General features: G+C 72.6%; 21 protein-coding genes. 9 read left to right on the top strand and 12 right to left on the bottom strand.

The features are described from left to right. Positions 1 to 34: 34 nt before the first annotated feature. Positions 35 to 2,638: a tetratricopeptide repeat protein gene (locus A8713_RS16495; protein ID WP_237305388.1), complete on the bottom strand. Its 2,604-nt coding sequence runs from the start codon at positions 2,636 to 2,638 to the stop codon at positions 35 to 37. A gap of 184 nt (positions 2,639 to 2,822) precedes the next feature. Here A8713_RS16495 and A8713_RS16500 point away from each other — a divergent pair, with 184 nt between their 5' ends. Further along, entirely contained in the window at positions 2,823 to 5,936 is a 3,114-nt protein-coding gene (locus tag A8713_RS16500) for an AfsR/SARP family transcriptional regulator (protein ID WP_064534275.1), read from the top strand. A gap of 319 nt (positions 5,937 to 6,255) precedes the next feature. On the opposite strand, the gene A8713_RS16505 is transcribed toward A8713_RS16500, so the two are convergent. After that, positions 6,256 to 6,468, bottom strand: coding sequence for a hypothetical protein (locus A8713_RS16505; protein WP_064534276.1), 213 nt, complete (start codon positions 6,466 to 6,468; stop codon positions 6,256 to 6,258). Positions 6,469 to 6,783: 315 nt separating this feature from the next. Between A8713_RS16505 and A8713_RS16510 the strand changes: the two genes are divergently transcribed. Further along, positions 6,784 to 7,641: a helix-turn-helix domain-containing protein gene (locus A8713_RS16510; protein ID WP_064534277.1), complete on the top strand. Its 858-nt coding sequence runs from the start codon at positions 6,784 to 6,786 to the stop codon at positions 7,639 to 7,641. A 90-nt stretch (positions 7,642 to 7,731) separates the two neighbouring features. Here A8713_RS16510 and A8713_RS16515 read toward each other — a convergent pair whose 3' ends face one another. After that, on the bottom strand, positions 7,732 to 9,564 hold the full coding sequence (locus A8713_RS16515) for a glycoside hydrolase family 2 protein (RefSeq protein WP_064534278.1): 1,833 nt from the start codon (positions 9,562 to 9,564) through the stop codon (positions 7,732 to 7,734). Between the two features lie 181 nt (positions 9,565 to 9,745). On the opposite strand from A8713_RS16515, the gene A8713_RS16520 reads away from it, so the two are divergent. The 4 genes from A8713_RS16520 to A8713_RS16535 all read left to right on the top strand — a co-directional run bounded on the left by A8713_RS16520 (position 9,746) and on the right by A8713_RS16535 (position 14,163). Then, positions 9,746 to 10,807, top strand: coding sequence for a LacI family DNA-binding transcriptional regulator (locus A8713_RS16520; RefSeq protein ID WP_237305389.1), 1,062 nt, complete (start codon positions 9,746 to 9,748; stop codon positions 10,805 to 10,807). Positions 10,808 to 10,974: 167 nt separating this feature from the next. Beyond that, positions 10,975 to 12,318: an extracellular solute-binding protein gene (locus tag A8713_RS16525; protein WP_237305390.1), complete on the top strand. Its 1,344-nt coding sequence runs from the start codon at positions 10,975 to 10,977 to the stop codon at positions 12,316 to 12,318. Positions 12,319 to 12,331: 13 nt separating this feature from the next. Then, positions 12,332 to 13,279: a carbohydrate ABC transporter permease gene (locus tag A8713_RS16530; RefSeq protein WP_064534280.1), complete on the top strand. Its 948-nt coding sequence runs from the start codon at positions 12,332 to 12,334 to the stop codon at positions 13,277 to 13,279. An 11-nt stretch (positions 13,280 to 13,290) separates the two neighbouring features. Beyond that, the gene (locus A8713_RS16535; protein WP_064534281.1) at positions 13,291 to 14,163 is read left to right on the top strand and encodes a carbohydrate ABC transporter permease; all 873 of its coding nucleotides are present in this window, start codon (positions 13,291 to 13,293) and stop codon (positions 14,161 to 14,163) included. Between the two features lie 24 nt (positions 14,164 to 14,187). On the opposite strand, the gene A8713_RS16540 is transcribed toward A8713_RS16535, so the two are convergent. Continuing rightward, on the bottom strand, positions 14,188 to 15,060 hold the full coding sequence (locus A8713_RS16540) for a DUF72 domain-containing protein (RefSeq protein WP_064534282.1): 873 nt from the start codon (positions 15,058 to 15,060) through the stop codon (positions 14,188 to 14,190). 257 nt (positions 15,061 to 15,317) lie between these two features. Here A8713_RS16540 and sigJ point away from each other — a divergent pair, with 257 nt between their 5' ends. Both sigJ and A8713_RS16550 read left to right on the top strand, forming a co-directional pair. Beyond that, on the top strand, positions 15,318 to 16,262 hold the full coding sequence (gene sigJ, locus A8713_RS16545; protein WP_064534283.1) for an RNA polymerase sigma factor SigJ: 945 nt from the start codon (positions 15,318 to 15,320) through the stop codon (positions 16,260 to 16,262). A gap of 102 nt (positions 16,263 to 16,364) precedes the next feature. After that, positions 16,365 to 17,624 carry an NAD(P)/FAD-dependent oxidoreductase gene (locus tag A8713_RS16550; RefSeq protein WP_064537538.1) on the top strand — a complete coding sequence of 420 codons (1,260 nt, stop codon included), beginning with the start codon at positions 16,365 to 16,367 and terminating at the stop codon, positions 17,622 to 17,624. 46 nt (positions 17,625 to 17,670) lie between these two features. Here A8713_RS16550 and A8713_RS16555 read toward each other — a convergent pair whose 3' ends face one another. The 6 genes from A8713_RS16555 to A8713_RS16580 form a co-directional block, all read right to left on the bottom strand. Beyond that, complete coding sequence (locus A8713_RS16555) at positions 17,671 to 18,024, bottom strand: MerR family transcriptional regulator (protein WP_018569051.1); 354 nt, start codon at positions 18,022 to 18,024, stop codon at positions 17,671 to 17,673. A 118-nt stretch (positions 18,025 to 18,142) separates the two neighbouring features. Beyond that, positions 18,143 to 19,771 (bottom strand): DEAD/DEAH box helicase, encoded by a 1,629-nt coding sequence (locus tag A8713_RS16560; RefSeq protein ID WP_064534284.1) that lies wholly within the window; start codon positions 19,769 to 19,771, stop codon positions 18,143 to 18,145. Between the two features lie 321 nt (positions 19,772 to 20,092). Continuing rightward, the gene (locus A8713_RS16565; RefSeq protein WP_064534285.1) at positions 20,093 to 20,296 is read right to left on the bottom strand and encodes a cold-shock protein; all 204 of its coding nucleotides are present in this window, start codon (positions 20,294 to 20,296) and stop codon (positions 20,093 to 20,095) included. 265 nt (positions 20,297 to 20,561) lie between these two features. Next, on the bottom strand, positions 20,562 to 21,743 hold the full coding sequence (locus A8713_RS16570) for an FG-GAP-like repeat-containing protein (RefSeq protein WP_237305391.1): 1,182 nt from the start codon (positions 21,741 to 21,743) through the stop codon (positions 20,562 to 20,564). Between the two features lie 218 nt (positions 21,744 to 21,961). Next, on the bottom strand, positions 21,962 to 23,194 hold the full coding sequence (locus tag A8713_RS16575) for an FG-GAP-like repeat-containing protein (RefSeq protein ID WP_079159003.1): 1,233 nt from the start codon (positions 23,192 to 23,194) through the stop codon (positions 21,962 to 21,964). A gap of 115 nt (positions 23,195 to 23,309) precedes the next feature. Continuing rightward, positions 23,310 to 23,834: a MarR family winged helix-turn-helix transcriptional regulator gene (locus A8713_RS16580; protein WP_064534286.1), complete on the bottom strand. Its 525-nt coding sequence runs from the start codon at positions 23,832 to 23,834 to the stop codon at positions 23,310 to 23,312. A gap of 148 nt (positions 23,835 to 23,982) precedes the next feature. Between A8713_RS16580 and A8713_RS16585 the strand changes: the two genes are divergently transcribed. Next, entirely contained in the window at positions 23,983 to 24,489 is a 507-nt protein-coding gene (locus tag A8713_RS16585; protein ID WP_064534287.1) for a nitroreductase family deazaflavin-dependent oxidoreductase, read from the top strand. Between the two features lie 138 nt (positions 24,490 to 24,627). On the opposite strand, the gene A8713_RS16590 is transcribed toward A8713_RS16585, so the two are convergent. Beyond that, a complete protein-coding gene (locus A8713_RS16590) occupies positions 24,628 to 24,921 on the bottom strand; it encodes an SCO5918 family protein (protein ID WP_064534288.1) in 294 nt (97 codons plus the stop codon). 137 nt (positions 24,922 to 25,058) lie between these two features. Continuing rightward, a complete protein-coding gene (locus A8713_RS16595; RefSeq protein WP_064537540.1) occupies positions 25,059 to 25,394 on the bottom strand; it encodes a CBS domain-containing protein in 336 nt (111 codons plus the stop codon). Between the last annotated feature and the right edge of the window lie 177 nt (positions 25,395 to 25,571).

Genomic DNA, 25,571 nt, shown 5'->3' on the forward strand with positions numbered 1-25,571 from the left:
GACGGCGCGGGGGAGCGACCGGCTGCGGCACCTCTCACAGGTGCCGCAGCCGGTCCTCCAGGCGCTCCGCGTCCGCCGGGTCCAGCCGCCGCGCGAGCTCCAGGGCACCGGCGTACAGACGGGCCGCCCCGGCCGTGTCGCCGTGCGCCTCGGCGGACCGGCCGAGCCATTCCAGGCAGCGGCCCTCCCAGTGCTCGGAGCGGGCGTCACCGGACCGGAAGGCGGCGAGGGCGTCCCGCAGCAGCGGGACGCCCTCCGCGTCCCGCCCGTCCCGGCACAGGACGTGCCCGAGCAGGGCCCGTACCCGGGTCGCCTCGTACGTCTCGTCCAGCGCGGTCAGTTCGTCGTGGGCGCGACGCAACTGCTCGGCCGCCTCGGTGAGTTCGCCGAGGGCCAGGGCGGTCTGGCCGAGCCGCCGCCGGGACAGGGCGGCGCCGCGCCGGTAGCCGACGGCCTCCCGCAGCCGCAGTGCCTCCCGGAAGTGGTCGCGGGCCTCGGCCGGGCGGCCCGTCTGCAACCGGATGTGCCCGAGCCCGCTGACCGCCTGGGCCTGCTGGCGTACGTCGCCGTCCTCGACGGCCTTCGCCAGCGCCCATCCGTACCACTCGCCCGCCTCCTCGTACTCCCCGGCGTCCCGCAGGCCGATCGCACCGGAGGTGAGCATCCGGCCCTCGCCCTCCCGCGAACCGCAGCGGCGGGCCGCGTCGAGCCCGAGGCGATGCGCCTCCAGCCACATCGCGGACGGACGGAGACGGAGGAAGAGGGGCCACATCAGGTCGACCAGGCGCCAGCAGCTCGTGTCCCAGCCCGCGTCCGCGCAGTGCCGTACGGCGCCCATCAGGCCGTTGCGGTGCGTGTCGAGCCAGGCGAGCGCCTCCTCGGGGCCCGCCAGGGGGGCGGGGGCGACGCCCGGTGCGTGGACGTCGTGGCCGGGCAGCCGGTGACTGGGGGTCAGGACGAGTTCGGCGGCGCCCGCGGTGACCAGGCACCAGTCGACGTACCGGCGCAGCACGGCGGCGCGGTGAGCGGGGTCCTCGTGCTGTTCGCCGAGGCGGCGGGCGTGCGGCAGGACGAGATCGTGGAAGCGGTGGGTCTCCGGGCCGGTCTCCTCCAGGAGGTTGGCCTCCACCAGGGCGTCCACGGCGGTGTCGACGGCCGTGTCCTCGCCGTCGCTCCCGTCGCTCCCGTCGCTCCCGTCGTTTGTCACGGCCGCCAGCATGGGGAGGTCGTGCCGGTCGGTGGGCAGCAGGCCCATCCGGCGGTAGAGCACGGCCGCGTCGGCGGGCAGCAGGGCGTACGACAGGTCCAGCGCGGTCCGCATCACGGCCTCGCCGTCGATGCGGAGCGAGCCGAGGGCGCCCTGTCCCCGGGAGAGGCTTTCGGCCAGGGCGGCCACCGGACGGTGGGGCCGCAGGGCGAGCTGGGCGGAGGCCAGGCCGACCGTCAGCGGCAGCCGGCCGCAGAGCCGGACCACCTCGTGCGCGGCGGCGCTCTCCCGGGCCACGCGGTCCCCGCCGCCGACCGCGAGCAGTTCGACCGCCGAACGCGTCGGCAGCCCTTCGAGCCGGTGCAGCGACGCCCCGTCGACCCGCAGCCCCGTGAGGCTGTTCCTGCTGGTCACGACGGTGAGCCCGGCCGGGCTGCCGAGCAGCAGCGGGCGTACCTGGGCGGCCGTGAAGGCGTTGTCGAGCAGCACGGCGAGCCGCAGTCCGGCGGTCACGGAGCGCCACAGCGCGGCCCGCTGGGCGGTGCCGACGGGCACCGCGGAGACGCCGAGCGCGACCAGGAAGCCTTCCAGGACCGTGCCGGGGGAGGCGGGCCCGCCGCCGTCCCGGGGGCCGGTCTCCTCGGCGGTGTGGCCACCGAGGTCGGCGTAGAGCTGGCCGTCGGGGAAGCCGTCCGCCTGCTCGTGCAGCCAGCGCACGGCGAGGGTCGTCTTCCCGACCCCGGGCAGGCCGCTGACGACCAGGACCTGCGGGGCCCCGGCCGGGCGGGCGGCACGCAGGGCGTCCAGCGCGCGGCGGTCGTCCTCCCTGCCGACGAAGCTGGCGGTGAGGTACGGGAGTTGGCGCGGTACGGGCGGCCGGGGCGGGGGAGGGGGCGCCGGTGCGGGCTGGTGGAAGTGGATGCCGCCGCTGACGCTGCGGGCCTGCACGACGGGGCCTTCGAGTACGGCGTCGCCGCTGATGACGTTGCTGGTCGGGGCAGGTGATGCGGGGGGCTGCTGTGGGGGCGGGGGCGGGGGGCCGTGGCGCCGTAACCAGTGGGTGAGGGCGTCGCGCGTGGCGGTGTCGCGCAGGGCCAGCGCGGACAGTTCGCCCGCGAGCCGGTGCCAGGCCGCGGCCCGTGCGGCGCGGTCCGAGGGACCCGCCGTGCGGTCCGCCGCTGGATCTGCCGCAGGGCCCGCCGCGGGGTCCGCCGCGGGGTCCGCCGTGGGGCCCGCCGTGGGATCTGCCGCGGGGTCCGTGGACGGACCGGCGTCCGGCGGCGGGCGGAGTCCGGCCGCCCCCGGGGCCGCGTGGTCCGCCGTCCGCAGGACATGGAGCAGTTCCTGCCAGGCGGCGGAATCGCGGTCGTCGGCACAGGCGGCCATGGCCGCCGACAGCTCCTCCACTCCGTCCGGTCGTGGAAAACGCATGCAGGCCCCTTTCGGAAGATCGTCTTCACCGCGGCCAAGAAGGGAACAAGAAGAGAAAAGGATGGACCGTTAATCGCTCAATTTCGGTCTCGTTCGGTGGGCATATAGCCATGTATGGCAGGCCCATGACACCCTCGGACGCCCTGGAAGCGCAAGGCCGCCACCCTGGTCGGGGAGGTCGCTGGTGGAGTTCGAGATTCGTCTTTCCGGAGCGGTCGAAGTGCTGGTCGGTGGTCGACGCAGTGATCTCGGATCCATAAAGCCGCGCATAGCGCTCGCGGCGCTGGCCTGGGACGCGGGGCGGACAGTAGGGGTAGACACCCTTATTCACCGTATATGGGACGAGAACCCGCCGGTCAAGGCCCGGGAGACGCTGCACGCCCACATCTCCCGGATCCGCGCCGCCCTGCGCGGTGCCGACGAGGACGCCGCGGTGATCGTCAGCCGGACGAACTCCTATGTGATGCGCGTCGACCCGGACCGCGTCGACCTGCGGCACTACACGAGCTGCGTCGACCAGGCCCGCGCGCTCAAGGGCACCGACGACGAACGGGCGGCGCTCGCCCTGCTGGACCGGGCCGACGGGCTCTGGCGCGGTGAACCGCTGGCCGGGATCAGCGGCTCCTGGCCCGGCCATCTGCGCACCACGGTCGCCGAGACACGCCTGGTCGCCGCGATCACCCGGGCCGAGATCCTGGTCGGCGCCGGGCGGTTCACGGACGCCGTGCCGGTGCTGCTGCCCCTGGTGGCGGAACGCCCCGTCGACGAGGCGCTGGTGGAGCTGCTGGCCGTGGCGCTGCACGGCAGCAGCCGTACCGCCGAGGCGGCCAGGCTGCTCCAGCGGACCCGGCAGCGGGTCATCCGCGACAGCGGTCTGGACGCGGGCCGCCGGCTGCACCGCGTCCAGGAGGGGATCCTGGCCGGGACACCGATGGTCGCGCTGCTGCGCGAGGTCGGCGTCACCGGCGGGACGGCGCCCCGGCCGCCGGTGCGGATCCCGGACAACCTGCCGCGCGACGTCCCCTGGGTCGGCCGCCGGGAGGAACTGCACCGCCTGACCGAGGCGCTGTCCGAGGGCACCGGGGACGCGGCGCCCGTGGTCACCGTGGAGTCGATCTCCGGCATGGGCGGCGTCGGCAAGACGGCGCTGGCCGTCCACCTGGCCCACCATGTCCGCCACCGCTATCCGGACGGCGCCGTCTTCGTGCACCTGGGCGGGCACGCCTGCGACCGGGCGGCCGTCGCGCCCCGGCGGGCGCTCACCGAGATCCTGCGGCTGCTCGGGGTGCCCGGTACGGAACTTCCGGAGAGCACCGACGAGTTGACGGCGCTGTGGCGTTCCATGGCCCGGGACCGCCGGATGCTGGTGATCCTCGACGACGCGGCCGACCCCGACCAGGTGCGCCGGCTGCTGCCGGGCGCCTCGCCGACCGCGGTCGTGGTGACGAGCCGCAAACGGCTGCCCGGACTGCCCGGTGTGCGGCCGGTGTCGCTGGGCGTGCTGCCGCCGCAGGACGCGAAGGCGTTGTTCCTGCAACGCCTCGGGCCGCGCGGCGGCACCACGGACCAGGAGGTCACCGACATCGTCCGCATCTGCGGGCATCTCCCGCTGGCCGTCGAGATCGCCGCGAGCCGCCTGCTCGCCCACCCCTCCTGGACCACCACCGACCTGCTGGCCCAGCTCGCCACCGGCGACGGACACCTGGACGAGCTGCGCGACGGCGAGCGCAGTCTCACCCATGTCTTCGACCTGTCCTACGACGCCCTGACCGTGCGGCAGCGGCTGGTCTTCCGCCGGATCGGGCTGCACCTCGGCGCGGAGTTCGGACCGTACGCGGTGGCCGCGCTGACCGGCCTGGATCCAGGCACTGCCGAACGGGTGCTCGAAGAATTACTGGCCCATCATCTGGTCTCCGAGCCTGTGCCGCATCGTTTCACTATGCATGATCTTCTGCGCGGGTATGCGCGTTCGTTGATCGGGACCGATGTGAACGGGCCGGAAGAGCAACCAGATTCGATCACCGGACGGCTGGTCGATTTCTATCTCCGCGCGGCGGACGCGGCCGACCGGCTGGCTTATTCCTTCCGCTCCCGCACGGTGGTCACGGGTGCGGGCGAGGAGGCCACGCGCCCCGCAATTCCCGAATTCTCCGGGGCCCCGGCGGCCGAGCGGTGGCTGAAATCCGAGAGTGCCAATCTCCTGGACACGCTGGAATGGCTCACGGAACACGGGACACACCCTCAACTCGCGTACGGCGTGCATGTGTTGGGCGGCTTCTTGGACACGCAGGGCCACCTCGCCACGGCCGAGCCGCTGCACCGGCGGGCTGTGGACCACTGGTCCGCCGCAGGCGACGGCGCCGCGCTCGCCCGCGCCCTCCTGGACCTTGCCACGGTCCGCATCCACCGTTCCCGCTTCGAGGAAGCCATGGCGGCGGCTCGCGAGGCCCGCGAGATCGCCGGCTCGCTCAAAGATCCGGAACTGGAGAGCGAGTGTCTGCACCAGATGTCGATCGCCCTGTGGCAGACGGGGCAGTACGCCGTGGTTCAGTCACTCCAAAAGCAAGTCTTATCTTTTCATTTGCAAAGCAATGACAAGATGCGTATCGCTCGTAGTCACAACCTGCTCGGAATAGCGCACCTGCATGTGGACGAGCCGGAAAAGGCGCTCGAATCCTTCCAGTCGGCTCTGGCTTTTTTCTCGGAAGCCGGAAATGTGCGGGGGCGATTCATGACGCTGAACAATCTGGGGGAGTTGCTGGCCCGGAGGGGCCGTCCCGAGGAGGCCGAGCACGCCTATCGGGAGGCCATGGGCGTGGCCGCGGGCGTCGCGGGCCGGGGAGAGCGTGCGACGCTCCAGATGAACTGGGCCAACGTCCTGGTCACGCTGGGGAGGGCGGACGAGGCCCTCGCGCTCTTCGGTGAGGTGCTGCCCGAGCTGCGCGCGGTGGAGGACCGCCGGGCGGAGGCCATCGCCCTCAACGGGACCGGCAGAGCGTACCGGGCGGTGGGTGAGGACGAGCGGGCCCTTCCGCTGCACGTGGCGGCGCTGGCGGTGGCTCGGCGCGTCAACGCCGTCGGCGAGGAGATCGAGGCGCTGTACGACCTGGCGCAGGCCGAGCAGGCCACCGGTCGTATCGAGCAGGCCATGACTCACTACGCCGACTGCCTTGTCGCCAGTCGGCGGATCGGGGCTCCGGCCGAGGAAGCGCGCGCGTCACGGGCGCTGGCGCGGCTGCGCGCGCATGCCCGTCCGTCCAGGGAGAGCGGCCGCGGGCGTGGCCCGCGCGAGGGGTGACGCGCACCCGTTCCCGTAGCTACACGCGTTGAGTGGACTTCGGCTTCGATCACGTGTATTTATCTCGTAAGCGTGTTCGTCGTGGCGGTACAGAGTCGCTCGGGCGCATCAAATAGAACATAGGAACGATGCAAGAGAAAATCCTTACCTTTGCCGCCCTTACGTGTATGGCCTTTATGGTGGCGGGCCATTTCATTACTCATAACGGTCTTCTCTGACGGATCGTTTCTCCCATTCGCTCGTTCCGGATACGCGGCCGGCACAGCTCTGCCATCGGCGGTGGGGTCCGGGATCTCCCGGACCCCACCGGTACGACCTGTCACGGGGCGTCGACGGTTGCGTGGCGCAGGTCTGTCGGCGGCCGGGACGTTATCGAGGCGATTCCCCAGCCCGCGAGGAGGGGACAGACCGCCTCGACCCACGCCGCGGCGGCCGGGTCGCCCTGGGACTGCACCAGGACGATGCCGAGGACGACGAGGGCGAGGAACGCGGCGGAGTGCGGGACCAGGTCTACCCTGAAGCTGAAGAGCACGAGGTCTCCTTGTGTTCGAAAGGCCGCCCCCTGCTTCTGCGCAGAAGTCTCAGGGGGCGGCCTTGCTCGTTGCGGGGGTCTGCGTACGGGAAGCGGACGGCCTGTTACATGGGATTCCTCCCTTCCTCGGCCGGTCCGCGCCGGCCGATCGGCATCAGTGTGTGCCGGAGCGCGTGGAGCGCCCAGGGGAGCCGGACACGAGCAGACGAAGGAGAACCGAGCGGTAGAAAGCGCGGTTCCCTGGCGAACCCGCGAGCGTTCGCGGACAATGACGGGCAGTCAGTAGCGGGCGGTATCCATCAGCAGGCGGGGCTCATGGTGCAGTCGGTGTCGGAGCCGGACCCCCGGTCGGCCTTCGCCTTTCACCTGCGGGAGCTGCGACGTCAGGTTCCCGGCAGCATCACGGACGAGACGATCGCCCGGCAGGCGGGCTGCAGCCGCCCGACCATCTCGGCGGTCCTGAACGCCAGGAGGTTTCCGAGCTGGGAGATCACGGCGGGGATCGTCCGGGCGCTCGACGGCGATGTGGAGCGCTTCCGGAGTCTCTGGCGGCGGGCGAAACGGGACATCGAGGAGGGACGGCGCCGGGAGCAGACACCGGAGCTGCCGGACATCGGCGCCGACCGGCTCGGGCCGGGAACCCCGCTGTCCGCGCGCTGGTACAAGAACCACCGGGAGTTCTACGAGGCAGCGGCAGCGGCAGCGCGGCAGGCCACCGCCGAGATCAGAACGACCTACATCCGCCGCTACCCACCGACTCAGTACACGACCCCGGCCGCCGCCGCCTACTTCGAGACCATTCTGAACTGGGCGCGTGAACCGGCCGAGGACCAGCGGAGCGTACGGCGGATCATCGGAATACCGGGGCAGGACGGGTGCCTGGACCCGGAGATCCTGAAATGGGTGCGCCGGCATCACGACGAGACAGGGAACGTCCTCAACTACGAGGCCACGGCCATGCTCTGGTCACCGAACGCCGACGGTCTGAACATGGCGCTGATCGACGACAACGTGGTCTTCCTCGCGTTCTCAGGCGGTCCCCGGCAGAAGCTCAACGGCTTCAGCGTCAGCGACCGCACGTTCATGACCTATTTCGCCGCCTACTTCGATCAGCTCTGGCTCGCGCTGAAACCCCTGAGCACCTTTCTGGAGGATCTCGACGGCTCCGGATGACGGGAACAGGGCCAGGTTCCGCGCCCGGCGGAACGCGGCGGCCGCTGCCAGGCGCCCCTGTGCAGGGGACCTGGCACCGGCCACTGTGTGTCACGCGTCCTGCGCAGGACCGTCCTCCTTCTCCCCCGTCACAATCTGCCGGATCGTCTCCAGCGGCAGCTTCGGGGAGCCGTCGGGGAAGAGGAGGCCGTTGGTCTCCTGGGCGGTGTCCATGAACTGGGTGTAGCAGAAGCCCGCAACGACCGGACTGTCGCGCAGCGCCGCGAACAGTTCGCCGAGCAGGGCGGCGTACTGGGTGTCGGAGCTGGTCCGGGTGTAGGAAAAGGAGCCCTCGTCGGCCCGCAGCGAGAGCCCGCCGAACTCGGTGATCATGAGGGGGGCGTCCCCCGCGGCGTACCGGGCGAGCTGGCGCTCGGTGACCGCGAGGACCCGCCCCTGCGGGCCGGGCCCGGCCAGGACCGCGTCGACGGCGGCGGCGTCACCGTAACGCCGGGTGAGTTCGGCGGGGTCGGCGGAGTAGTCGTGCACACCGAGGATGTCGCTGTCGGTGTGCTCCCAGCCCTCGTTGGACAGCACGGGCCGGGTCGGGTCGAGGGCCCGGGTGAGGTGGGCCAGCGCGAGCGAGTAGTGCCGCTGCGCGCTCTCGTGCGGGATGTCGGAGGCGCCCCAGCTCTCGTTGAGCGGCACCCAGGTCACCACGGACGGGTGGCTGCGGTCGCGCCGTACGAGGTCGAGCCACTCGCGGGTGAGCAGTTCCACCGCCTCGGTGCCGAACTCGTAGGCGGCGCCGGTCTCGCCCCACACCAGCAGGCCGAGCCGGTCGGCCCAGTACAGGAAGCGCGGGTCCTCCGCCTTCTGGTGGACGCGGACCGCGTTGAAGCCCATCGCCTTGATCAGCTCGACCTCGCGGCGCAGTTCCTCGGTGCCGGAGTTCGCGATCAGCGTGTCGGTCCGGTACCCCTGGTTGAGGACGGAACGCACGTAGTACGGGCGGTCGTTGAGCAGGAACGCGCCCCGGCCGACCCCGGTGCTGCGCAGGCCGACGTAGCTGTGGACGGTGTCGAGGACGGCGCCGGTGCCGGCGTCGCGCACGGTCACCCGCGCGTCGATCAGCGTGGGCCGCTCCGGGCTCCACAGCAGGTCCTCGCGGTCGATGCCGTTGCGCAGCGCGGGGATCACGACGTCGACACGGCTGCGCGGGGTGCCGGTCTCGGTGGTGCTCCGGGCCAGCACCGCGCCGTCCAGGCTCAGTTCGATCTCGACCGACAGCGGGGCGGCGGGCGTGGCGGCGAGAGTGATCTCGGCGAGGACGCCGCGCGCGGGATCGGGCAGCCAGGCCAGGTCGGTGACGCGCTGGGCGGCCACCGTCTCCGTCCACACGGTCTGCCAGATGCCGGTGGTCCGCTCGTACCAGACGGCGTGCGGCCGGTCCTGCCAGTCCTGCTTGCCACGCGGCTGCGCGAGGTCGGCCGGGTCGTCCTCGGCGCGTACGACGAGGACGTGCTCGTCGGCGCCGGGCCGCAGCGCGTCGGTCACATCGGCGGTGAACGGGGTCTGCCCGCCGACGTGTTCGGCGACCAGGCGGCCGTCGAGCCAGACCTTCGCGCGGTGGTCGACGGCGCCGAAGTGCACCAGCGCGCGCTCGCCGGGACCGGCCGCGAGGACGTCGTGGGGGATACGGCGGCGGTACCAGACCACCCGGTGCGGCGCGGTCTCGCCGATCCCGGAGGCGGGTGCCTCGGGCGGGTACGGGACGGTGATCTCCCGGTCGAACGCGCCGGCCCCGCCCTCGGCGTACCACGCGTCGCGCTCACCCGCGCCGGTGTCGTCGTACCCGAACTCCCAGACGCCGTCGAGGCTGTGCCACCGCTCCCGCCGCAGGATCGGCCTCGGATACGTCCCGTCCTGCTCGCTCGCCCTCACGAGTCCTCCCTCTGCCTTTTCCGGCATGCCGGTGTCGGCCGATTTCAACGTTTCTATAATCGGAGCCCTGTCATCATGAGTGATCGTTTGCATCGATGCAAGAGCGGGTGGAGTGCGGCGGCACGGTGCCGCCGCCGGTGCGGCAGACTCGGGGGGCCGACTCGACGGAAGGAGCCCCTCCATGGCCAGGGTGCGGATGCGGGACGTGGCCGAGCACGCCGGAGTGTCGGTGCGGACGGTCTCGAACGTGGTCAGCGGCTATCCGCACGTCAGCCCGGACACCCGGGCGCGCGTGCAGCGCTCGCTGGACGAGCTGGGCTACCGCATGGACTACATGGCCCGTGGCCTGCGCTCGGGCCGCACCGGGTTCATCGCCCTCGCGGTGCCCTTCCTCGCCGAGCCCTACTTCGCCGAGCTGGCCCAGGCCGTCATCCGGGCCGCCGGCCGGCGCGGGACCACGGTGCTGGTCGAGTCGACGGCGGGCGACCCCGAGGTGGAGCGGCGCATCCTCGACGGCGGCCTGACCAACGTCGCCGACGGCGTGCTGCTGAGCGCCCTGACCCTGCCGGCCGCCGACGTCGCCGCGGCCCGGCCCGACTTTCCGCTGGTCATGCTGGGGGAGCACAGTGTCGGCGACCAGTTCCCGAGGGTCGGCATCGACAATGTGGCCGCCGCCCGCACCGCCGTGGAACACCTGCTGGAGCAGGGCTGCCGGCGCATCGTCGCGCTCGGCCGCAACGGCAGCGAGAACGGCCGCCAGCGCACCGAGGGCTACCGGCAGGCGATGGAGGCGGCCCGGGTGCGCCGGGTGAACTGGCTGGTGGCACCGGTCGAGGACTGGACCAGGGACCAGGGCTACGCCGCCGTACGCGAGCTGCTGGAGGGCGACGGGCCGCTGCCGGACGCGGTGTTCGCGTTCAACGACGCGCTGGCCGTGGGGGCGCTGCGGGCCCTGGACGCCTCCGGGGTGCGGGTGCCCGAGGAGGTCGCGGTGGTCGGCATCGACGACATCCAGGAGTCGGCGTACACCCACCCGCCGCTCACCTCCATCGCCCCTGACCTGGACGTTCTCGCCGAACGCGCGCTCACGCTGCTGGAGGAGCAGGGCGGGCGCCGCACGGGCGGCCCGGCGGGGACGGAGCCCGAGGGCGCCGCGGCCGAGGCGGCAGCCCAGGAGGCGACCCCCTTCCGTCTGGTCGTCCGCGAGTCCTCGCTGCGCCGGCGCGGCCCCGCGGGGGACTGAAGCCGACGCGGGGGCGGGCGGGCACGCGTCGCACCCGCCCGCCCCCGCGAACCGACCTCGTCGGCCGTCACGCAAGGCGACTTTCCGCCGATCTATTGCATCGTTGCAAATCGTGTGCCAAGGTCGCGCCATCGAGTTCACATCGCGTTAACGAGGTGAATACCCCTATGAGCGGAGCGATGGCACGCCGGCGGTTTCTGGCCCTCGGCGGCGGCCTTGCCCTGACCGGAGGGCTCGCGGCGTGCTCCTCCCCGCTCGCGTCCGGTCTGACCGGCTCGCAGCCGGACACCGCGGACGTCATCTTCTGGAACCTCTTCAGCGGCGGCGACGGCGCCAACATGGTGCTGATGGAGGACGCCTTCCGGAAGGCCAGTCCCGGCACCTCGGTCGAGGCGACCGTCCTGGGCTGGGGCAACCCGTACTACACGAAGCTGGCGCTGGCCACGGCGAGCGGCACGCCCCCGGACGTCGGCATCGCCCATCTGTCCCGGCTGCCGCTGCTGGCCGCCGCCGGACTGCTGGAGCCGGTCGAGCGGACCGGGCTGCCCGAGCTGGGCGTCACCGCGGACCGCTTCACCCCGGCGGCCTGGCAGAAGGCCACCGTGGACGGCACGGTGTACGCGGTCCCCCTGGACACCCACCCCTTCGTGCTCTACTACAACGTCGACCTGGCCCGAAAGGCCGGTCTGCTCAACGCCGCCGGTGACGGCCTCGTCCCGCTCAAGGGCAAGGACGACTTCCTGGCCGCGGTGAAGGCGATGAAGGAGACCGCCGGCGCCCAGTACGGCGCGGCGATGTCGATCACCGCCGACCCGTCGACGGCGTGGCGCTGCTTCAGCATGATCTACTCCGGGCTCGCCGGTCCGGTCGTCACCGACTCCGGCACCAGGATCGCCCTGGACGCCGAGGCGGTGCAGGAGACGGTCGCCTTCCTGCAGAGCCTGACCGCCGGCGGCCTGATGCCGAAGAACCTCAACGGCTCCGGCGCCAACGCGCTGTTCAGCACGGGCAAGGCCGGCTTCCTCTTCGACGGCGAGTGGCAGATCCCCTCGTACCGCCTGGTCAAGAGCCTGCGCTTCAACGTCGTGCCGTTCCCGGCGCTGCTCGGGCCCAAGCCGGTGGCGTACGCCGACTCGCACGCGCTGGTCGTGCCGCGCAACGACCGGCGCCCGGCGGCCCGTACCCGCGACGCGGCCCGGTTCGTCAAGAGCCTCCTGGACCACAGCGCCGTCTGGGCCGAGGGCGGCCACATCCCCGCGTGGCTGCCGACCCAGCGCAGCAAGGCGTTCCTCGACCAGTCGCCGCAGCGCAACTACGTGCGGGCCGCCTTCGACGCCCAGTACGACCCCGCCGCCTGGTACACCGGCGCGGGCTCGGACTTGCAGAGCGTGGTGGGCGGCACGGTCATCGAGGCCATCGCGGGGCGGCTCGCGCCCAGGGCGGCGGTGCCGGCCCTGCGCTCGGATCTCAAGCGGTTCACCACGGCCCGACCGCCGGTCACGATGAAGTAGGAGGCAGTCACCCATGACGACCGTCGTCTCGACGCGACCGGCGGCCCCGGCGTCCGCAGCGGGCCAGCGGGCCGACCGGCCGCCCCGGCCCGAACGCCGGGCCGGGCTGCTGCTCACCGCCCCCTTCTTCGTGATCTACCTGCTGTTCCTGGTCGGCCCGCTGCTCGTGGGCGTGGTGCTGAGCTTCTTCAACGCCACCACCGTCAAGAGCGGCCTGGGCGACTGGGTCGGCCTGTCCAACTACCGCGAGGTGGTCACCGACCCGCTGTTCTGGGACGCCCTGTGGCACTCGGTGCTCTTCACCCTGCTGACCACGCCCCCGCTGGTCTTGCTCGCCCTGGTCGCCGCCGTCCTCGCCGCGCGCGTGCGGCGCGGCCGGCTCTTCTACCGGCTGGCGTTCTTCGCGCCGTACGTCGTGCCGTCGTCCGTGGTCGCGCTGATCTTCCTGTGGATGTACACCCCGGAGATCGGACTGATCCCGAAGGTGTTCGGGGCCGTGGGACTGCCGGTGCCCGACTTCATCGGCAGCACCTCGGGCGGCTGGACCGCCGTGACCCTGATGACCCTGTGGTGGACCTTCGGCTTCAACTTCGTCCTGTACACCGCCGCGATCCAGGACGTCCCGCCGGACGTGTACGAGGCGGCCGCGATCGACGGGGCGAGCCCCTGGCAGCAGATCCGGCACATCACCGTGCCGCTGCTGGGCCGGACCACCAGCCTGGTGCTGATCCTCCAGGTCCTCGCCTCGCTGAAGGTGTTCGACCAGATCTACCTGCTGCTGGCCGGCGGTCCCAACCAGTCGACGCGGCCGGTCATCGAGTACATCTACGACACCGGCTTCACCTCCTACCGGGGCGGCTACGGCGCCGCCGCCACCATGGTCTATTTCGTCATCATCGTCGCGATCTCGGCGGCCTGGTACGGGCTGCGCCGCCGCCGCGCGGCTGGCGCCGCGGCCTGAGCGGAGCACCCATGACCACCATCACCCCGCCCCGGCCCACCGCGGCGCAGAGCGCGCCCTCGGTCAACGGCGCGAAGCTCTTCAACCGGCTGTGCGCCGTGTGCCTGACCCTGTTCGCGCTGATCTGGCTGGTGCCCTTCTTCTGGGCGCTCGCCACCTCGCTGCGCTCGGACGGGTCGATCACCGAGCACCCGACGTCGCCGTTCGCCGGCGGCTGGTCCCTGCACGCGTACTCCTACGCCTGGGACAACTACCCGATCGGCTCCTGGTATCTGAACAGCCTGGTCATCTCGGTCCTCGCCGTGGTGTTCACGCTGGCCTTCGGCTCGATGGCGGGCTTCGCGCTGGCCTTCCTGCGCTACCGCGGCCGCGGCGCGGTCGTCGCGCTGGTCGCGGCGGGCCTGATGCTGCCGAGCGAGGCGCTGGTGCTGCCCCAGTTCATCGAGTACCGGTCCTTCCACCTGCTCGGCACGTTCTGGGCGCTGATCCTGCCCTCGGTCGCGGCCCCGCTGTCCGTCTTCGTCTTCCAGTCGTTCTTCCGCGGCATCCCCGTGGCGCTGATCGAGGCCGCCCGCATCGACGGCGCGAGCTGGTGGCGGGTCTACGCGACGGTCTGCATGCCGCTGTGCCGGCCGGCCCTGTCCACGGTCGCCATCCTCACCTTCATCACCTCGTGGAACTCCTTCCTGTGGCCGCTGCTGGTGCTCAACCAGACCAAGTCGCAGACCATTCCGGTGGGCCTGGCCTCCCTGGTCAACAACAGCAACATCCAGTACGCCGAGGTCATGGCCTCCTCCGTGCTCGGCTTCCTGCCGCTGATCGCCGTCTTCCTGGTCTTCCAGCGCCAGATCGTCCAGGGCATCGCGACCACCGGCATCAAGTGACGGCACCGCGCGGCGGGGAAGGGTTCACGCCGGGACGGGACGTCCGTCGGCGGGGCGGCCGAGCAGCCGGGTCATGGCCTCGGCGGCCCGCACGGCGGAGGTCCCGCAGCAGTTGTTGAAGAGCACGTGCAGCCGCTCGACCCGTCCGGCCAGGGCGCGCAACCGGGGCAGCCAGGCGCGCAGTTCGGCGTCCTGGTACGCGTACCGGAAGCGGTCCTCCTTGCTCCCGGTGCCCCAGGCGGCGCTGCGGCCGTGGAAGCGCACCACGGACAGCCGGGGCGAGGTGACCGGGGTGACGGGCGGGACGGAGACCGGCAGCGCCTGGGTCATGTCCACGGCGACGGCGGCCATGCCGTGCCGGGTGAGCAGCGCACGCGTGGCCCGCTCCTGCTCGCCCCGCCACCACGCGGGGTGCCGGAACTCCACGGCGAGCGGCCAGCCCGCGGTCCGCTCGGCGGTCCGCTCAAGGAAGTCCTCGGCCCGCGCCCCGGGCCGGAACCACGGCGGGAACTGGAACAGCACGGCGCCCAGCCGCCCGGCCTCGCGCAGCGGCTCGGCCCCCGCCGCGAAGCGCGCCCACACCTCGTCCAGCACCCGCGGGTCGCGGGCATCGGCCGGCAGCCCGTCCGGCAGCAGCGCGGCGCGGGTGGGATGCCCGGTGAGCAGCGAGAACGCCTTCACGTCGAACACGAATCCGTCCGGGGTGCGCTCCGCCCACAGCCGGCTGTTCCGCTCGCCGGGCAGGGCGTAGTAGGTGGCGTCGACCTCCACCACGGCGAACCGCCCGGCGTAGTGCCGCAGACGCCCCTCGGCGTCCCGCCGCCCCGGCGGGTACCAGCCGCTCCCGGTCAGCTCCCGGTCCGTCCACGAGCACGTGCCCACAAGGATCTCGCCCATGGGGGCGCGGATACCCGGCGGCGCCGCGCCCAGTCGGACCCGGTGCGCACGGCCGGGTCCGGTACGGCCGCGGCGGTCCGGGACGAACGGCGGGCGACGAGCGATGAACGACGAGCGACGAATTGCGAGTGACGAGGGACAAGTCGCGGGTCACGAGGGACGAGTCGCAGGTCACGAACGACAAGTCGCGGGTCACGAGCGACGAGTGCGGACGGCAGGGGCCGCCCGGCGGCCGGGAGGGCTTAGGATTCCGGGCCATGGGCCTGACCGTGGACGACGTGGACCGGTTCGAGGCATCCAGGCCGCGCCTGGAGGCCATCGCCTACCGCCTGCTCGGCTCGGCGAGCGAGGCCGAGGACGCCGTGCAGGACACGTTCCTGCGCTGGCAGGCCGCCGACACCGGCCGTGTCGAGGTCCCCGAGGCATGGCTGACCAAGGTCCTCACCAACCTCTGCCTCAACCAGCTCGCCTCCGCCCGCGCCCGCCGCGAGACCTACGTCGGCCAGTGGCTGCCCGAACCGCTGCTCGCCGGTGACCCGATGCTCGGCCCCGCCGACACCGCCGAACAGCGCGACTCCCTCTCGTACGCGGTCCTCGTCCTGCTGGAGCGCCTCTCCCCGGCCGAGCGCGCGGTCTATGTGCTGCGCGAGGCGTTCGGCTACACGCACCGCGAGATCGCCGCGATCCTCGACCTCACCGAGGCCGCCAGCCAGCAGACCTTCCACCGGGCCAGGAAGCATGTCGCGGACGGCAGGCCCCGCGCCGAGATCGACGGCGCCGCCGCCCGGCGGGTCGTCGAGGAGTTCCTGGCCGCGGCCACCAGCGGCCGGACCGAACCGCTGGTCCGGCTGCTCACCCAGGACGCCGTCGCGGTCGGCGACGGCGGCGGGAAGGTGCCGGCGCGGGCCACGGCGTTCGAGGGCGCCCGCGCGGTCGCGACGTTCATGCGCGGCCTGTTCAAGGCCGGCCCGGCCAAGCGCGCCCTGGCCGGCGGCTCGCCGGAGGTGTACATCGGCACCGCCAACGGCGGCCCCGCCGTGGTCGCACTCGTCGACGGGCGGGTCATCGGCGTCATCTGCCTGGAGATCACGGCCGAGGGCATCGCCGCGTTCCGCAGCCAGGTCAACCCCGACAAGCTGGAGCGCGCCACCCGGCAATGGGCGCAGGAGGACCACGGAGCGCCCCTCTTCCGCGCCTACTGACCCCTCCCGAGGGGATGTGAGGTGCTTCACATCCCCTCCCTGTCAGGAAACGGCGGCCCGCCCGGTTCAAGGGGCGAACCCGCTCAAGACAGGAGCATGGAGATGCAGCACCGCATCATCGTCCTCGGAGCCGGATACACCGGAGCCAGCGCCGCCGGACGCCTCGCCAGGCGGCTGCGCCGCGAAGACGTCGCCATCACCCTCGTCAACGCCGAGCCCGACTTCGTCGAGCGCGTCCGGCTGCACCAGCTCGCGTCCGGCCAGGACCTCGCGCCCCGCCCGCTGCGGAAGATGTTCGAGGGCACCGGTGTCACCCTGCGGATCGCGCGGGTCACCGGCCTCGACGCCGACCGCCGGACCGTGACCGTCCGCGACCCGGACGGCACCGGCGAGGCCGAGGAACTGACGTACGACACCCTCGTCCACGCCCTCGGCAGCGCCTGGGACGGCCGCGGTGTACCGGGCGCCGCCGAGCACGCCCACGAGGTCGCCTCCCGCGCCGGGGCCCTCCGGCTGCGGGAACGCCTGGCCGGGCTGGCGGCGGGCGCGCCCGTGGTCGTCGTCGGCGGCGGGCTCACCGGTCTGGAGGCCGCGACCGAGATCGCCGAGGCCCGACCGGACCTCGACGTCGCCCTCGCCGCGCGCGGCGGGCTCGGCGAGCCCCTCTCGCCCAAGGCGCGCCGCCATCTGCGGAAGGTCTTCGACGGGCTCGGCATCACCGTGCACGAGCACACCGCCGTCACCGCCGTCGAGGCCGCTCGCGTCCGCACCGGCGACGGCACGCCGATCCCGGCCGAGGTCACCGTCTGGACCGCCGGGTTCGCCGTCCACCCGCTCACCGGGGACACCACCCTGGAGGTCTCCGGCACCGGGCAGATCGTGGTCGACGCGACCATGCGCTCGCTCTCCCACCCGCAGGTCTACGCCATCGGCGACGCGGCCCTCGCGGCGGGCCCCGGCGGCAAGCCGCTGCGCATGTCGTGCGCCACGGGCATCCCCTCGGCGTGGCAGGCCGCCGACGCCATCGCCGCCCGCCTGACCGGCACCAAGCTCCCGAACGTGCCGCTGCGCTACTTCAACCAGTGCGTCTCGCTGGGCCGCAGGCAGGGCCTGATCCAGTACGTCACCGCCGACGACCGAGCGGTCCGGGCGGCCCTGACCGGACGGACGGCCGCCCTCTACAAGGAGATCGTCTGCAAGGGAGCCGCCTGGGGCGTCGCCCACCCGACGTTCGGACTCCCGGTCCGCCGCCGCCCGGTCCTGCCCGTGCCCGCCGGGACGGACCCGGCGGCCGGGGCGGAGGCGGCGGTGCGGACGGATCCGGTGGCCGAGGCGGGCGCCGCCGCCGAGTCCCCGGCCTGAGCGGCGCGAGTCCCCGGCCTGAGCGGCGCGGCGGGGCCGCGCGCGCTCAGCCGGACGGCGGCGCGTCGCGGTCCCCGCCCCGCTCGCGCGTGGCACGGCGGTACTCCGCGTTGATGCGCTGGGCCTCCTCCAGCTGGTCCTCGAGGATGACGATGCGGCAGGCGGCCTCGATGGGGGTGCCCTTGTCGACGAGTTCGCGGGCCCGCGCGGCGATCCGCAACTGGTAGCGGGAGTAGCGGCGGTGGCCGCCCTCGGAACGGAGCGGAGTGATCAGACGGGCCTCGCCGAGTGCGCGCAGGAACCCCGGGGTGGTACCGAGCATCTCGGCGGCCCGCCCGATCGTGTAAGCGGGGTAGTCGTCGTCGTCCAGTCGATCGTTGAGCGGATTGCCTGCTGTCATGTCACCTCGTTGCGCAACGCTTCGAGGGAAATTGAACACCATGCGCCCGCTCCGCCGCCCGGCCAGGTCGGCGGACACCCGTGCGATCCCGGCCGCGGTGGGATCACCGCGGCCGGGTTCAGCGCTGCTGGGCCGTCCGCGGCGACCCGGACGACGACCGCCGTGCCCCGCGGCGCGGCGCCTCACCGGCGGACCGGCCCTGGGCGCCGCCGCCACGGCGGCCGCCCCGGGACGACGCCGGAGCGGAACGTTCCGCCGCCGCGCCCGCAGCAGCGGAACGGGAGGGGGAAGCACCGGAACGGGAGGGGGCGGCGGCGCCCGCCGCCGTGCCGGAGTCCGCCGCCGCGCCCGACCGGGACGAGGACCGGCGGGACCGGGAGCGGGAGGAGCGCCCGGAGCCGGACGACCCGGACGCACCGGACGTACCGGACGACGACCGGCCGGAGCGGGGACCGGCCTGCGCAGGGACCGGCGCCGTGACGACCACCGGGACACCGGAGGGCTCCTGGGCGCCCGTGATGCGGTGCAGCTCGCTGTCGCCCGCGCGCACCGGGGTGATCCGCGGGGTGATCCCGGCCGCGGCCATCAGCCGGCTCACGTCCCGGCGCTGCCCGGGGGTCACCAGGGTGACGACGCTGCCGGACTCGCCGGCCCGCGCCGTACGCCCGCCGCGGTGCAGGTAGTCCTTGTGGTCGGTGGGCGGATCGACGTTGACGACGAGGTCGAGGTCGTCGACGTGGATCCCGCGGGCCGCGACGTTGGTCGCGACCAGTACGGTCACCTGCCCGCTCTTGAACTGGCCGAGGGTCCGGGTGCGCTGCGGCTGGGACTTGCCGCCGTGCAGCCCGGCCGCGCGGACACCGCTCTTCAGCAGGTGCTTGGTGAGCCGGTCCACCGCGTGCTTGGTGTCCAGGAACATGATCACCCGGCCGTCGCGTGCCGCGATCTCGGTGGTGGTCCGGTGCTTGTCCTCGTCGTGCACGTGCAGCACGTGGTGCTCCATCGTGGTGACGGCACCGGCCGAGGGGTCCACGGAGTGGACCACCGGGTCGTTCAGATAGCGGCGGACCAGCAGGTCGACGTTGCGGTCGAGGGTGGCCGAGAACAGCATGCGCTGCCCGTCCGGGCGCACCTGGTCGAGCAGGGCGGTGACCTGCGGCATGAAGCCCATGTCGGCCATCTGGTCGGCCTCGTCCAGGACGGTGACGGCGACGTCGTCCAGCCGGCAGTCGCCGCGGGTGATGAGGTCCTTGAGCCGCCCCGGGGTCGCGACGACGACCTCGGCCCCGGCCCGCAGCGCACCGGCCTGGCGGCCGATCGACATCCCGCCGACCACGGTGGCGGGCGGCTTGAGGCCCACGGAGCGGGCGTACGGGGTGAGGGCGTCGGTGACCTGCTGGGCCAGCTCGCGGGTGGGCACCAGCACGAGGCCGAGCGGGCGCCGGGGCTCGGCCCGCCGGCCCGCCGTACGGGCCAGCAGCGCGAGTCCGAAGGCGAGGGTCTTGCCGGAACCGGTGCGGCCCCGGCCGAGCACGTCCCGGCCGGCCAGGGAGTTCGGCAGCGTCGCGGCCTGGATCGGGAAGGGCGTGCTCACGCCCTCCCGGCCGAGGGTGGCCAACAGCTCCGGAGGCAGGGCGAGCTCGGCGAACGACTCGACCGCGGGCAGCGCGGGGGTGCGGGTGCGGGGCGGGGCGAAGTCGCCCCGGGCGGCGGCAGGGCGGCGTACGCGGCTCTGGGCGCGGCTCATACGGGAACCTTCCTTGATGCGACACGTATCAAGGAATTCCCGCAGCGGTGGAGCGGCGCGGAGAATCGCGAGAACGGGCCGAAGAGGCGAAGGGTGAAGGGAGAAGGTGACGCAGGGTGAAAGTTGGAAAGGCGCGGGACGGAGGTCGGGAGGAAATGCGGACGGTAAAGCGGTCGGGCACACCTGAAACTGCCCGAATCAGTCCCAACACCGCCCGGACGGCAGAAATTCCCGTGCCGCACCCGGAAACGCAGCGAGCTGGGGCCCGCACCTCACGGTGCGGGCCCCAGCTGCGAAAGTACGCGTCTGCGCGGGTGGGCGTCAGGCGGGAACGATGTTCTCGGCCGTCGGGCCCTTCTGGCCCTGACCGATGTCGAACGACACCTTCTGGCCCTCCAGCAGCTCACGGAAGCCGGACGTCGCGATGTTCGAGTAGTGGGCGAAGACGTCGGGGCCGCCGCCATCCTGCTCGATGAAGCCGAAGCCCTTTTCCGAGTTGAACCACTTCACGGTGCCGGTAGCCATTTGTTTCTCCTTCGGGACGGTGCTCGGAGTTCCGCCCTGTGCGGACTCCGGTCGCCGTGATGATCACCCCGTCGAGAAAACGGTCAGGCAACCACAACTGCAACTGCTGTCGAGACTAGCACGTCCCTCACCTGCCCGCGCGGGGTCCATAATTGCCTTCCGCACACCGCCCGGGAATACTTCCCGGGCGGCATGGCAATTCCTCACCCGGCCACCACAGATATTGCGCCGCCCCGGCCGCAGGGTCGCGGCGGGAGCGGGGCGGTCACAGAACGCGGACGTCGATCGCGGTGTCCCAGAGCATGTCGCCCATCGGGGCGTCGACGGAGCCCTTGCCGTTCCCGTGATAGAGGAAGAGCTGGTAGCCGACGGGCCGCATGATGTCGGACCGTCCGTCGCCGTCCACGTCACCGGTCGCGATGACCGGCATGTCGGCGGGCCAGGCGTACGGCAGCTTCTTGCGCGCGCCCAGGCCGCCCTTGCCGTCGCCCGGGTAGAGCCACAGGGTGCGTGACCCGTCGCGGGCGAGCAGGTCGGCCCTGCCGTCGCCGGTCATGTCACCCGGTGCGGCGAGCTGGTTCATGGAGTTCCAGCCGCTGGTGCCGATGATCCTGCGGGTGCCGAAGCCGCCCTTGCCGTTGCCCGGGTACAGCCACAGCTTCCCGGTGGTGTCGCGGGCCAGCAGGTCCCGGCGTCCGTCACCGGAGAGATCGCCGGCCGCGCTGATCTCGCGCATGCTGTTCCAGCCGCTGCCCGCCTGGACGCGCTTGCCGAAGGTGGCGTCGCCGCGGCCGGGGTAGAGCCAGAGGTTCCCGGCCTTGTCCCGGGCGTACAGGTCCTCCTTGCCGTCCCCGTCGTAGTCGCCGTGCCGGACCAGCTGGATCATGCTGTTCCAGCCGCTGCCGACGAGCTTGCCCTTGGTCACCGTGTCGGCGTTGCCGATGCCCGACAGGAACCACAGCCGGCCGTCGGCCGCGCGCTCCAGCAGATCGGCGCGGCCGTCGTCGTCCAGGTCGCCGAAGCGGGACACGGCGGGCAGCCCGGCGGGCCGCCGGTACTCCGCCCTGCGGTACCAGTCCATCCAGGGAACGCCCTGGGTGACCTCGTACTCGGTGGTGGCGACCCGGATCGAGCTGATCGTGTTGTCCAGACGGCCGTCGAACGCGCCGTCGCTCAGGTCGACGGGTCCGTTGTGCGGGGTGATGAGCAGCATGTCACGGTCGCTGCCGCTGTACTTGGCCCCGGGGAACGCCATGGCGTACATCGAGCTGTTGTTGACCAGCGACGAGGTCGTGTTGTCGAACCCGCGCAGGGTGGGCTGGCTCGACGAGACGATCCTCATCGCGCCCTTGTAGCCGCCGTACTGGAACAGGCACAGCTGACCGGAGGGGCAGCGGGCGGAGTCGTCGGCCGCCGCCTGCGGGGCGGTGGTGACCAGCGTGGCCACGGACGCGGCCAGGGCGACGGCGGCGCCCAGGACGCGCCGGGCGGCGGTGCGCCGGCTCGGCCGGGGCGAGCCCGGGGCTCACCGGCTCCGGGAAGTGCGAAGCATGGATGGGTCTCCGTTCGGTCAGGAGGTTGCGGGTCCGGGGGCGCGGGGGTGAGAGGGGGCGGGGGGGCGCGGGAAGCGCGCGAGCAGGGAGCGCCGTCGGAGGTCGGGGCCGGTCAGAACGCCAGGACGTCCGACGGGAGACCGGCGAGGTCCTTCGGGGCCTTGAGGCCGCCGTCGGACGCGCCGGTGCCCGGGTACACGCGCAGCGAGTGCGAGCCGGGAGCGTGGGCGACCAGGTCGGGGCGCCCGTCACCGGTGACGTCGCCCACTCCGGCCAGTCCGGTGACCGAGTTCCAGCCGCTCTTGCCGATGAGCCGGCGCGTACCGAAGGAGCCTTTGCCGTCGCCGGGGTACAACCACAGCCTCCCCGCGGTGTCGCGGGCCACCAGGTCCGCCCGCCGGTCGGCGTTCATGTCGCCCGCGCCGACGAGTGCGTTCATCGCCTTCCAGCCGCTGCCGGTCTTCACGCGCGCGCCGAAGCCGCCCTTGCCGTTGCCCGGAAACGTCCACAGGGAGCCCGTGCCGTCGGCCGCGAGCAGGTCGGCCCTGCCGTCGCCGGTCAGGTCACCGGCAGCGCTGATCTCGCGCATGCTGTTCCAGCCGCTGCCCGCCTGGACGCGCTTGCCGAAGGTGGCGTCGCCGCGGCCGGGGTAGAGCCAGAGGTTCCCGGCCTTGTCCCGGGCGTACAGGTCCTCCTTGCCGTCCCCGTCGTAGTCGCCGTGCCGGACCAGCTGGGCCATGCCGTTCCAGCCGCTGCCGGCCAGCAGGTCCTGGCCCGCGCTGCCGTGGCCGTGCGAGACCCACAACTGGCCGAACTTGTTGCGGGAGACGAGGTCGGCGTACCCGTCGCCGTTCATGTCGCCGAAGGCGCCGAGGGCGGTGGTCGCCGCGGGCCGGTGCCTGGGCGCGTTGTCCCACTGGAAGGCCGGGTAGCGGCTCTCGCTCCCGCAGAACCAGTCGGCCTCGGGCCCCAGGTCGAGGGAGCTGACCGCGTTGTCCAGTTCGGGTGTGGCGCTCTCATCGAAGGAGCCCTGGCTCGGGTACGCGTGGACGGCGCCCTGCCGCGGATCGAGACCCGGGGCGAGGGTGAAGCACACCGGCCAGTCGGTGTAGTTGGCGTAGGAGCTGATGCGGTTGTCCCATGAGCCGAGGCCCAGCATGCTGCCCTTGACGACCAGCATCCGGCCCTGGCCCAGCGGATCGCTGAAGACGCAGAGCTGACCCGACGCGCAGCGGTCGTATCCGCTGGCGGCATGGGCGGGCGCGGCGGTCGCGGTCCCGAGGAGCGCGGCCGCGGCAGCAGCCGTCAGCGCGCCGCGGAGGACGCGCGAAGAAGTCGGACGCACTCGGATCCCCACAATGTGCGCGATGTCCGGGACATGACTGTCCCGGACCTGTGAATGTTATGTGCATGATATAGACCCGGTGTTTGTCTCAAACGCACGTGCGCCGGGGGGAGTTCTAACCGCTGCGGCCGGTCAGGCCGTCCTCCCAGCCCAGCGGGAAGGGCTCGCCGGTGGGGGCGGAGGGTTCGCCGCCGGCCTGGTTGAAGGCGGCCAGGGCGTCGATGAGGGCGGTGCGCTGGGCGGGGTCGAGGCGTTCGACGATGGCGGCGATCTCGGTGCGGCGTCGTGCGGTGACGTTCTCGACGGTGCGGCGGCCCTCGTCGGTGAGCTGGAGCAGGGTCTCGCGGCGGTTGACGGGGTTGGGGCGGCGGTCGGCCAGTCCGGTGGCGATGAGCCGGTCGATCATGCGCATGGCGGTGGAAGGCGCCACCTGGAGCAGTTCGGCGAGGGCGACGAGTTTGGTGGCGCCGCGGCTGGAGAGTGCGACCAGCATGCGGAACTGGGGGAGTGTCACCCGGTCCTCGACCTCGGCGAGCGAGCGGGCGGAGACCGCGACCAGCAGCCGGGAGGCGGTCAGCACCGCCCGGGTGACCGTATCGACATCGTCCGTCGTCCCCGCGGGGGTCTCACGCTCCGGCATGCCTCCTTTCTACCGTGGACCCTGCCGAAGACCCTCCCCATGGACGAACTCAACCTTTAGACTGTGCAAAGGTACGGGGCTGAAGCATCACCGTAGACGGCCGGGGTCCCGGCCCCGACCTCATCCGTCCGACCAGCGGAAGGCGCCGATGGCACACCCCAGCTCACCGGAACCGCACCGCCCCCGGCTGCCTTCCGGCCCGCGGCGCCTGGTCGCGCGCGCACCGATCCTTCTGTTCCGCGCGGGGCTCGGGTGGGTGTTCGGCGGGCGGCTGCTCCTGCTGCACCACACCGGCCGCGTCAGCGGACTCGACCGCCGGGTGGTCCTGGAGGTCGTGCACCATGACGCGTCGGGCTGGACCGTCGCGTCGGGTTTCGGGCCGCGGGCCGCCTGGTACCGCAACCTGCGCGCCCAGCCGAAGACCGTCGTCCAGGCAGGCAACCGGCACCACGCCGTCACCGCCCATTTCCTCACGCCCGACGAGGGCGCCGCCATCATGTCCCGCTACGCCGCCCGCACCCCCCGGCTCGCCCGCCGCCTCTGCGCGTTCATGGGCTTCCACGCGGCCGACGACGAGACCCTGTTCCGCGAAGCGGGCCGGGCCATCCCGTTCGTGCACCTGACGGCTGATCCCGGACGCGCGTCTGACCGCTGATCGCGATCCCGCGTCACCGCCCGGGGAGCCGCCGGTAGGTACCGGGTGCGGGGTGCGGGGCGCGGGCTGCGGGGTGCCGGGTGGTGGATCTGAGGGGCCCCGGCCCGGGGCCCCGTCGCCCGTGCGGGTCCGCGGGTGTCACCAGCCGAGCGGGTCCTTGTCGGTCCCCATGAGCCCGGCCGACGCGGACGGAGCCGCGGGCGCGTCGTGGCAGGTGAAACCGAGCCGGGTGAGGGCCCGGCGCATCTCAAAGGTTGTGAAGTCGCGGCGGTTCTGGCGGGTGATCACTTCACCGACCTGCATGACGGGGTAGACCCGGCGGCCGATGGTCACGGACACACCGGTGACGGTCTCGGGGGTGATCCCGCTCATGGACTGCTCGACCTCGCTCTTGAGCAGGTCGAACGGGAAACGGGCGATGACACAGCGCATGGATGCCTCCACAGGGGATGGGGAAGGCCGCCGGGGCGGGCGGCCGTGTGACGGCGGTCGGAAGGGGGCACGGACCCGGACCGGGAACGGTCCGGAGGAGCGGACCGGGCCGGGCCCGTGCGGGGACCGGCGGGCGGTCAGGGGGTGAGCGCGAGGACGCCCAGGGCGTAGCCGTGCTCGTCGACGACGGGGGACGCGTCCAGGGTCCTGCCCCGCATCGTGGCCTCCGCCTCGCTCAGGGACGACCGGGATGGAGTGAACGGCCCGCGGTCGAGCGGGATGTCCCGCAGCCGCGTCCGGTCGCTGAACCACGAACCGCCGCGGTGACCGGCGAGCTGCGCCCGGGTGACCAGCCCCGCGCAGCGCCCGTCCTCGTCCCGCAGGAGCAGATGCTGGACGCGTGCGCCGATGAGCACGGACAGGGCCACGTCGACCGCCATGTGGTCGTCGACCTGCGGCCCGAGGGCGTGCATGGCGTCACGGGCAGTCAGGCCGGTGCCGTCGTCGTGGCCGGCCCGCTGGGTGCGCGGCGGAAGCGGGAAGGACGTCAAGGGCTTCTCCTCTTCGACTTCGTCGGACGGGTCGTTCGTCTTCGTCTTCGTCTTTGTCTTTGTCTTCGTTGTTCGTCTTCGTCGTACGCGGTACTCGCG

It is taken from the genome of Streptomyces sp. SAT1 (genome assembly GCF_001654495.1).
Lineage (GTDB): Bacteria > Actinomycetota > Actinomycetes > Streptomycetales > Streptomycetaceae > Streptomyces > Streptomyces andamanensis.

What these genes read in the sequence shown, in the direction of transcription:
- A8713_RS16495 (WP_237305388.1), bottom strand. Translation starts at nt 2,638, where the DNA reads ATGCGTTTTCCACGACCGGACGGAGTGGAGGAGCTGTCGGCGGCCATG.
- A8713_RS16510 (WP_064534277.1), top strand. Translation starts at nt 6,784, where the DNA reads ATGGTGCAGTCGGTGTCGGAGCCGGACCCCCGGTCGGCCTTCGCCTTT.
- A8713_RS16520 (WP_237305389.1), top strand. Translation starts at nt 9,746, where the DNA reads ATGGCCAGGGTGCGGATGCGGGACGTGGCCGAGCACGCCGGAGTGTCG.
- A8713_RS16525 (WP_237305390.1), top strand. Translation starts at nt 10,975, where the DNA reads ATGAGCGGAGCGATGGCACGCCGGCGGTTTCTGGCCCTCGGCGGCGGC.
- A8713_RS16530 (WP_064534280.1), top strand. Translation starts at nt 12,332, where the DNA reads ATGACGACCGTCGTCTCGACGCGACCGGCGGCCCCGGCGTCCGCAGCG.
- A8713_RS16535 (WP_064534281.1), top strand. Translation starts at nt 13,291, where the DNA reads ATGACCACCATCACCCCGCCCCGGCCCACCGCGGCGCAGAGCGCGCCC.
- A8713_RS16540 (WP_064534282.1), bottom strand. Translation starts at nt 15,060, where the DNA reads ATGGGCGAGATCCTTGTGGGCACGTGCTCGTGGACGGACCGGGAGCTG.
- sigJ (WP_064534283.1), top strand. Translation starts at nt 15,318, where the DNA reads ATGGGCCTGACCGTGGACGACGTGGACCGGTTCGAGGCATCCAGGCCG.
- A8713_RS16550 (WP_064537538.1), top strand. Translation starts at nt 16,365, where the DNA reads ATGCAGCACCGCATCATCGTCCTCGGAGCCGGATACACCGGAGCCAGC.
- A8713_RS16555 (WP_018569051.1), bottom strand. Translation starts at nt 18,024, where the DNA reads ATGACAGCAGGCAATCCGCTCAACGATCGACTGGACGACGACGACTAC.
- A8713_RS16560 (WP_064534284.1), bottom strand. Translation starts at nt 19,771, where the DNA reads ATGAGCCGCGCCCAGAGCCGCGTACGCCGCCCTGCCGCCGCCCGGGGC.
- A8713_RS16565 (WP_064534285.1), bottom strand. Translation starts at nt 20,296, where the DNA reads ATGGCTACCGGCACCGTGAAGTGGTTCAACTCGGAAAAGGGCTTCGGC.
- A8713_RS16580 (WP_064534286.1), bottom strand. Translation starts at nt 23,834, where the DNA reads ATGCCGGAGCGTGAGACCCCCGCGGGGACGACGGACGATGTCGATACG.
- A8713_RS16585 (WP_064534287.1), top strand. Translation starts at nt 23,983, where the DNA reads ATGGCACACCCCAGCTCACCGGAACCGCACCGCCCCCGGCTGCCTTCC.
- A8713_RS16590 (WP_064534288.1), bottom strand. Translation starts at nt 24,921, where the DNA reads ATGCGCTGTGTCATCGCCCGTTTCCCGTTCGACCTGCTCAAGAGCGAG.
- A8713_RS16595 (WP_064537540.1), bottom strand. Translation starts at nt 25,394, where the DNA reads ATGCACGCCCTCGGGCCGCAGGTCGACGACCACATGGCGGTCGACGTG.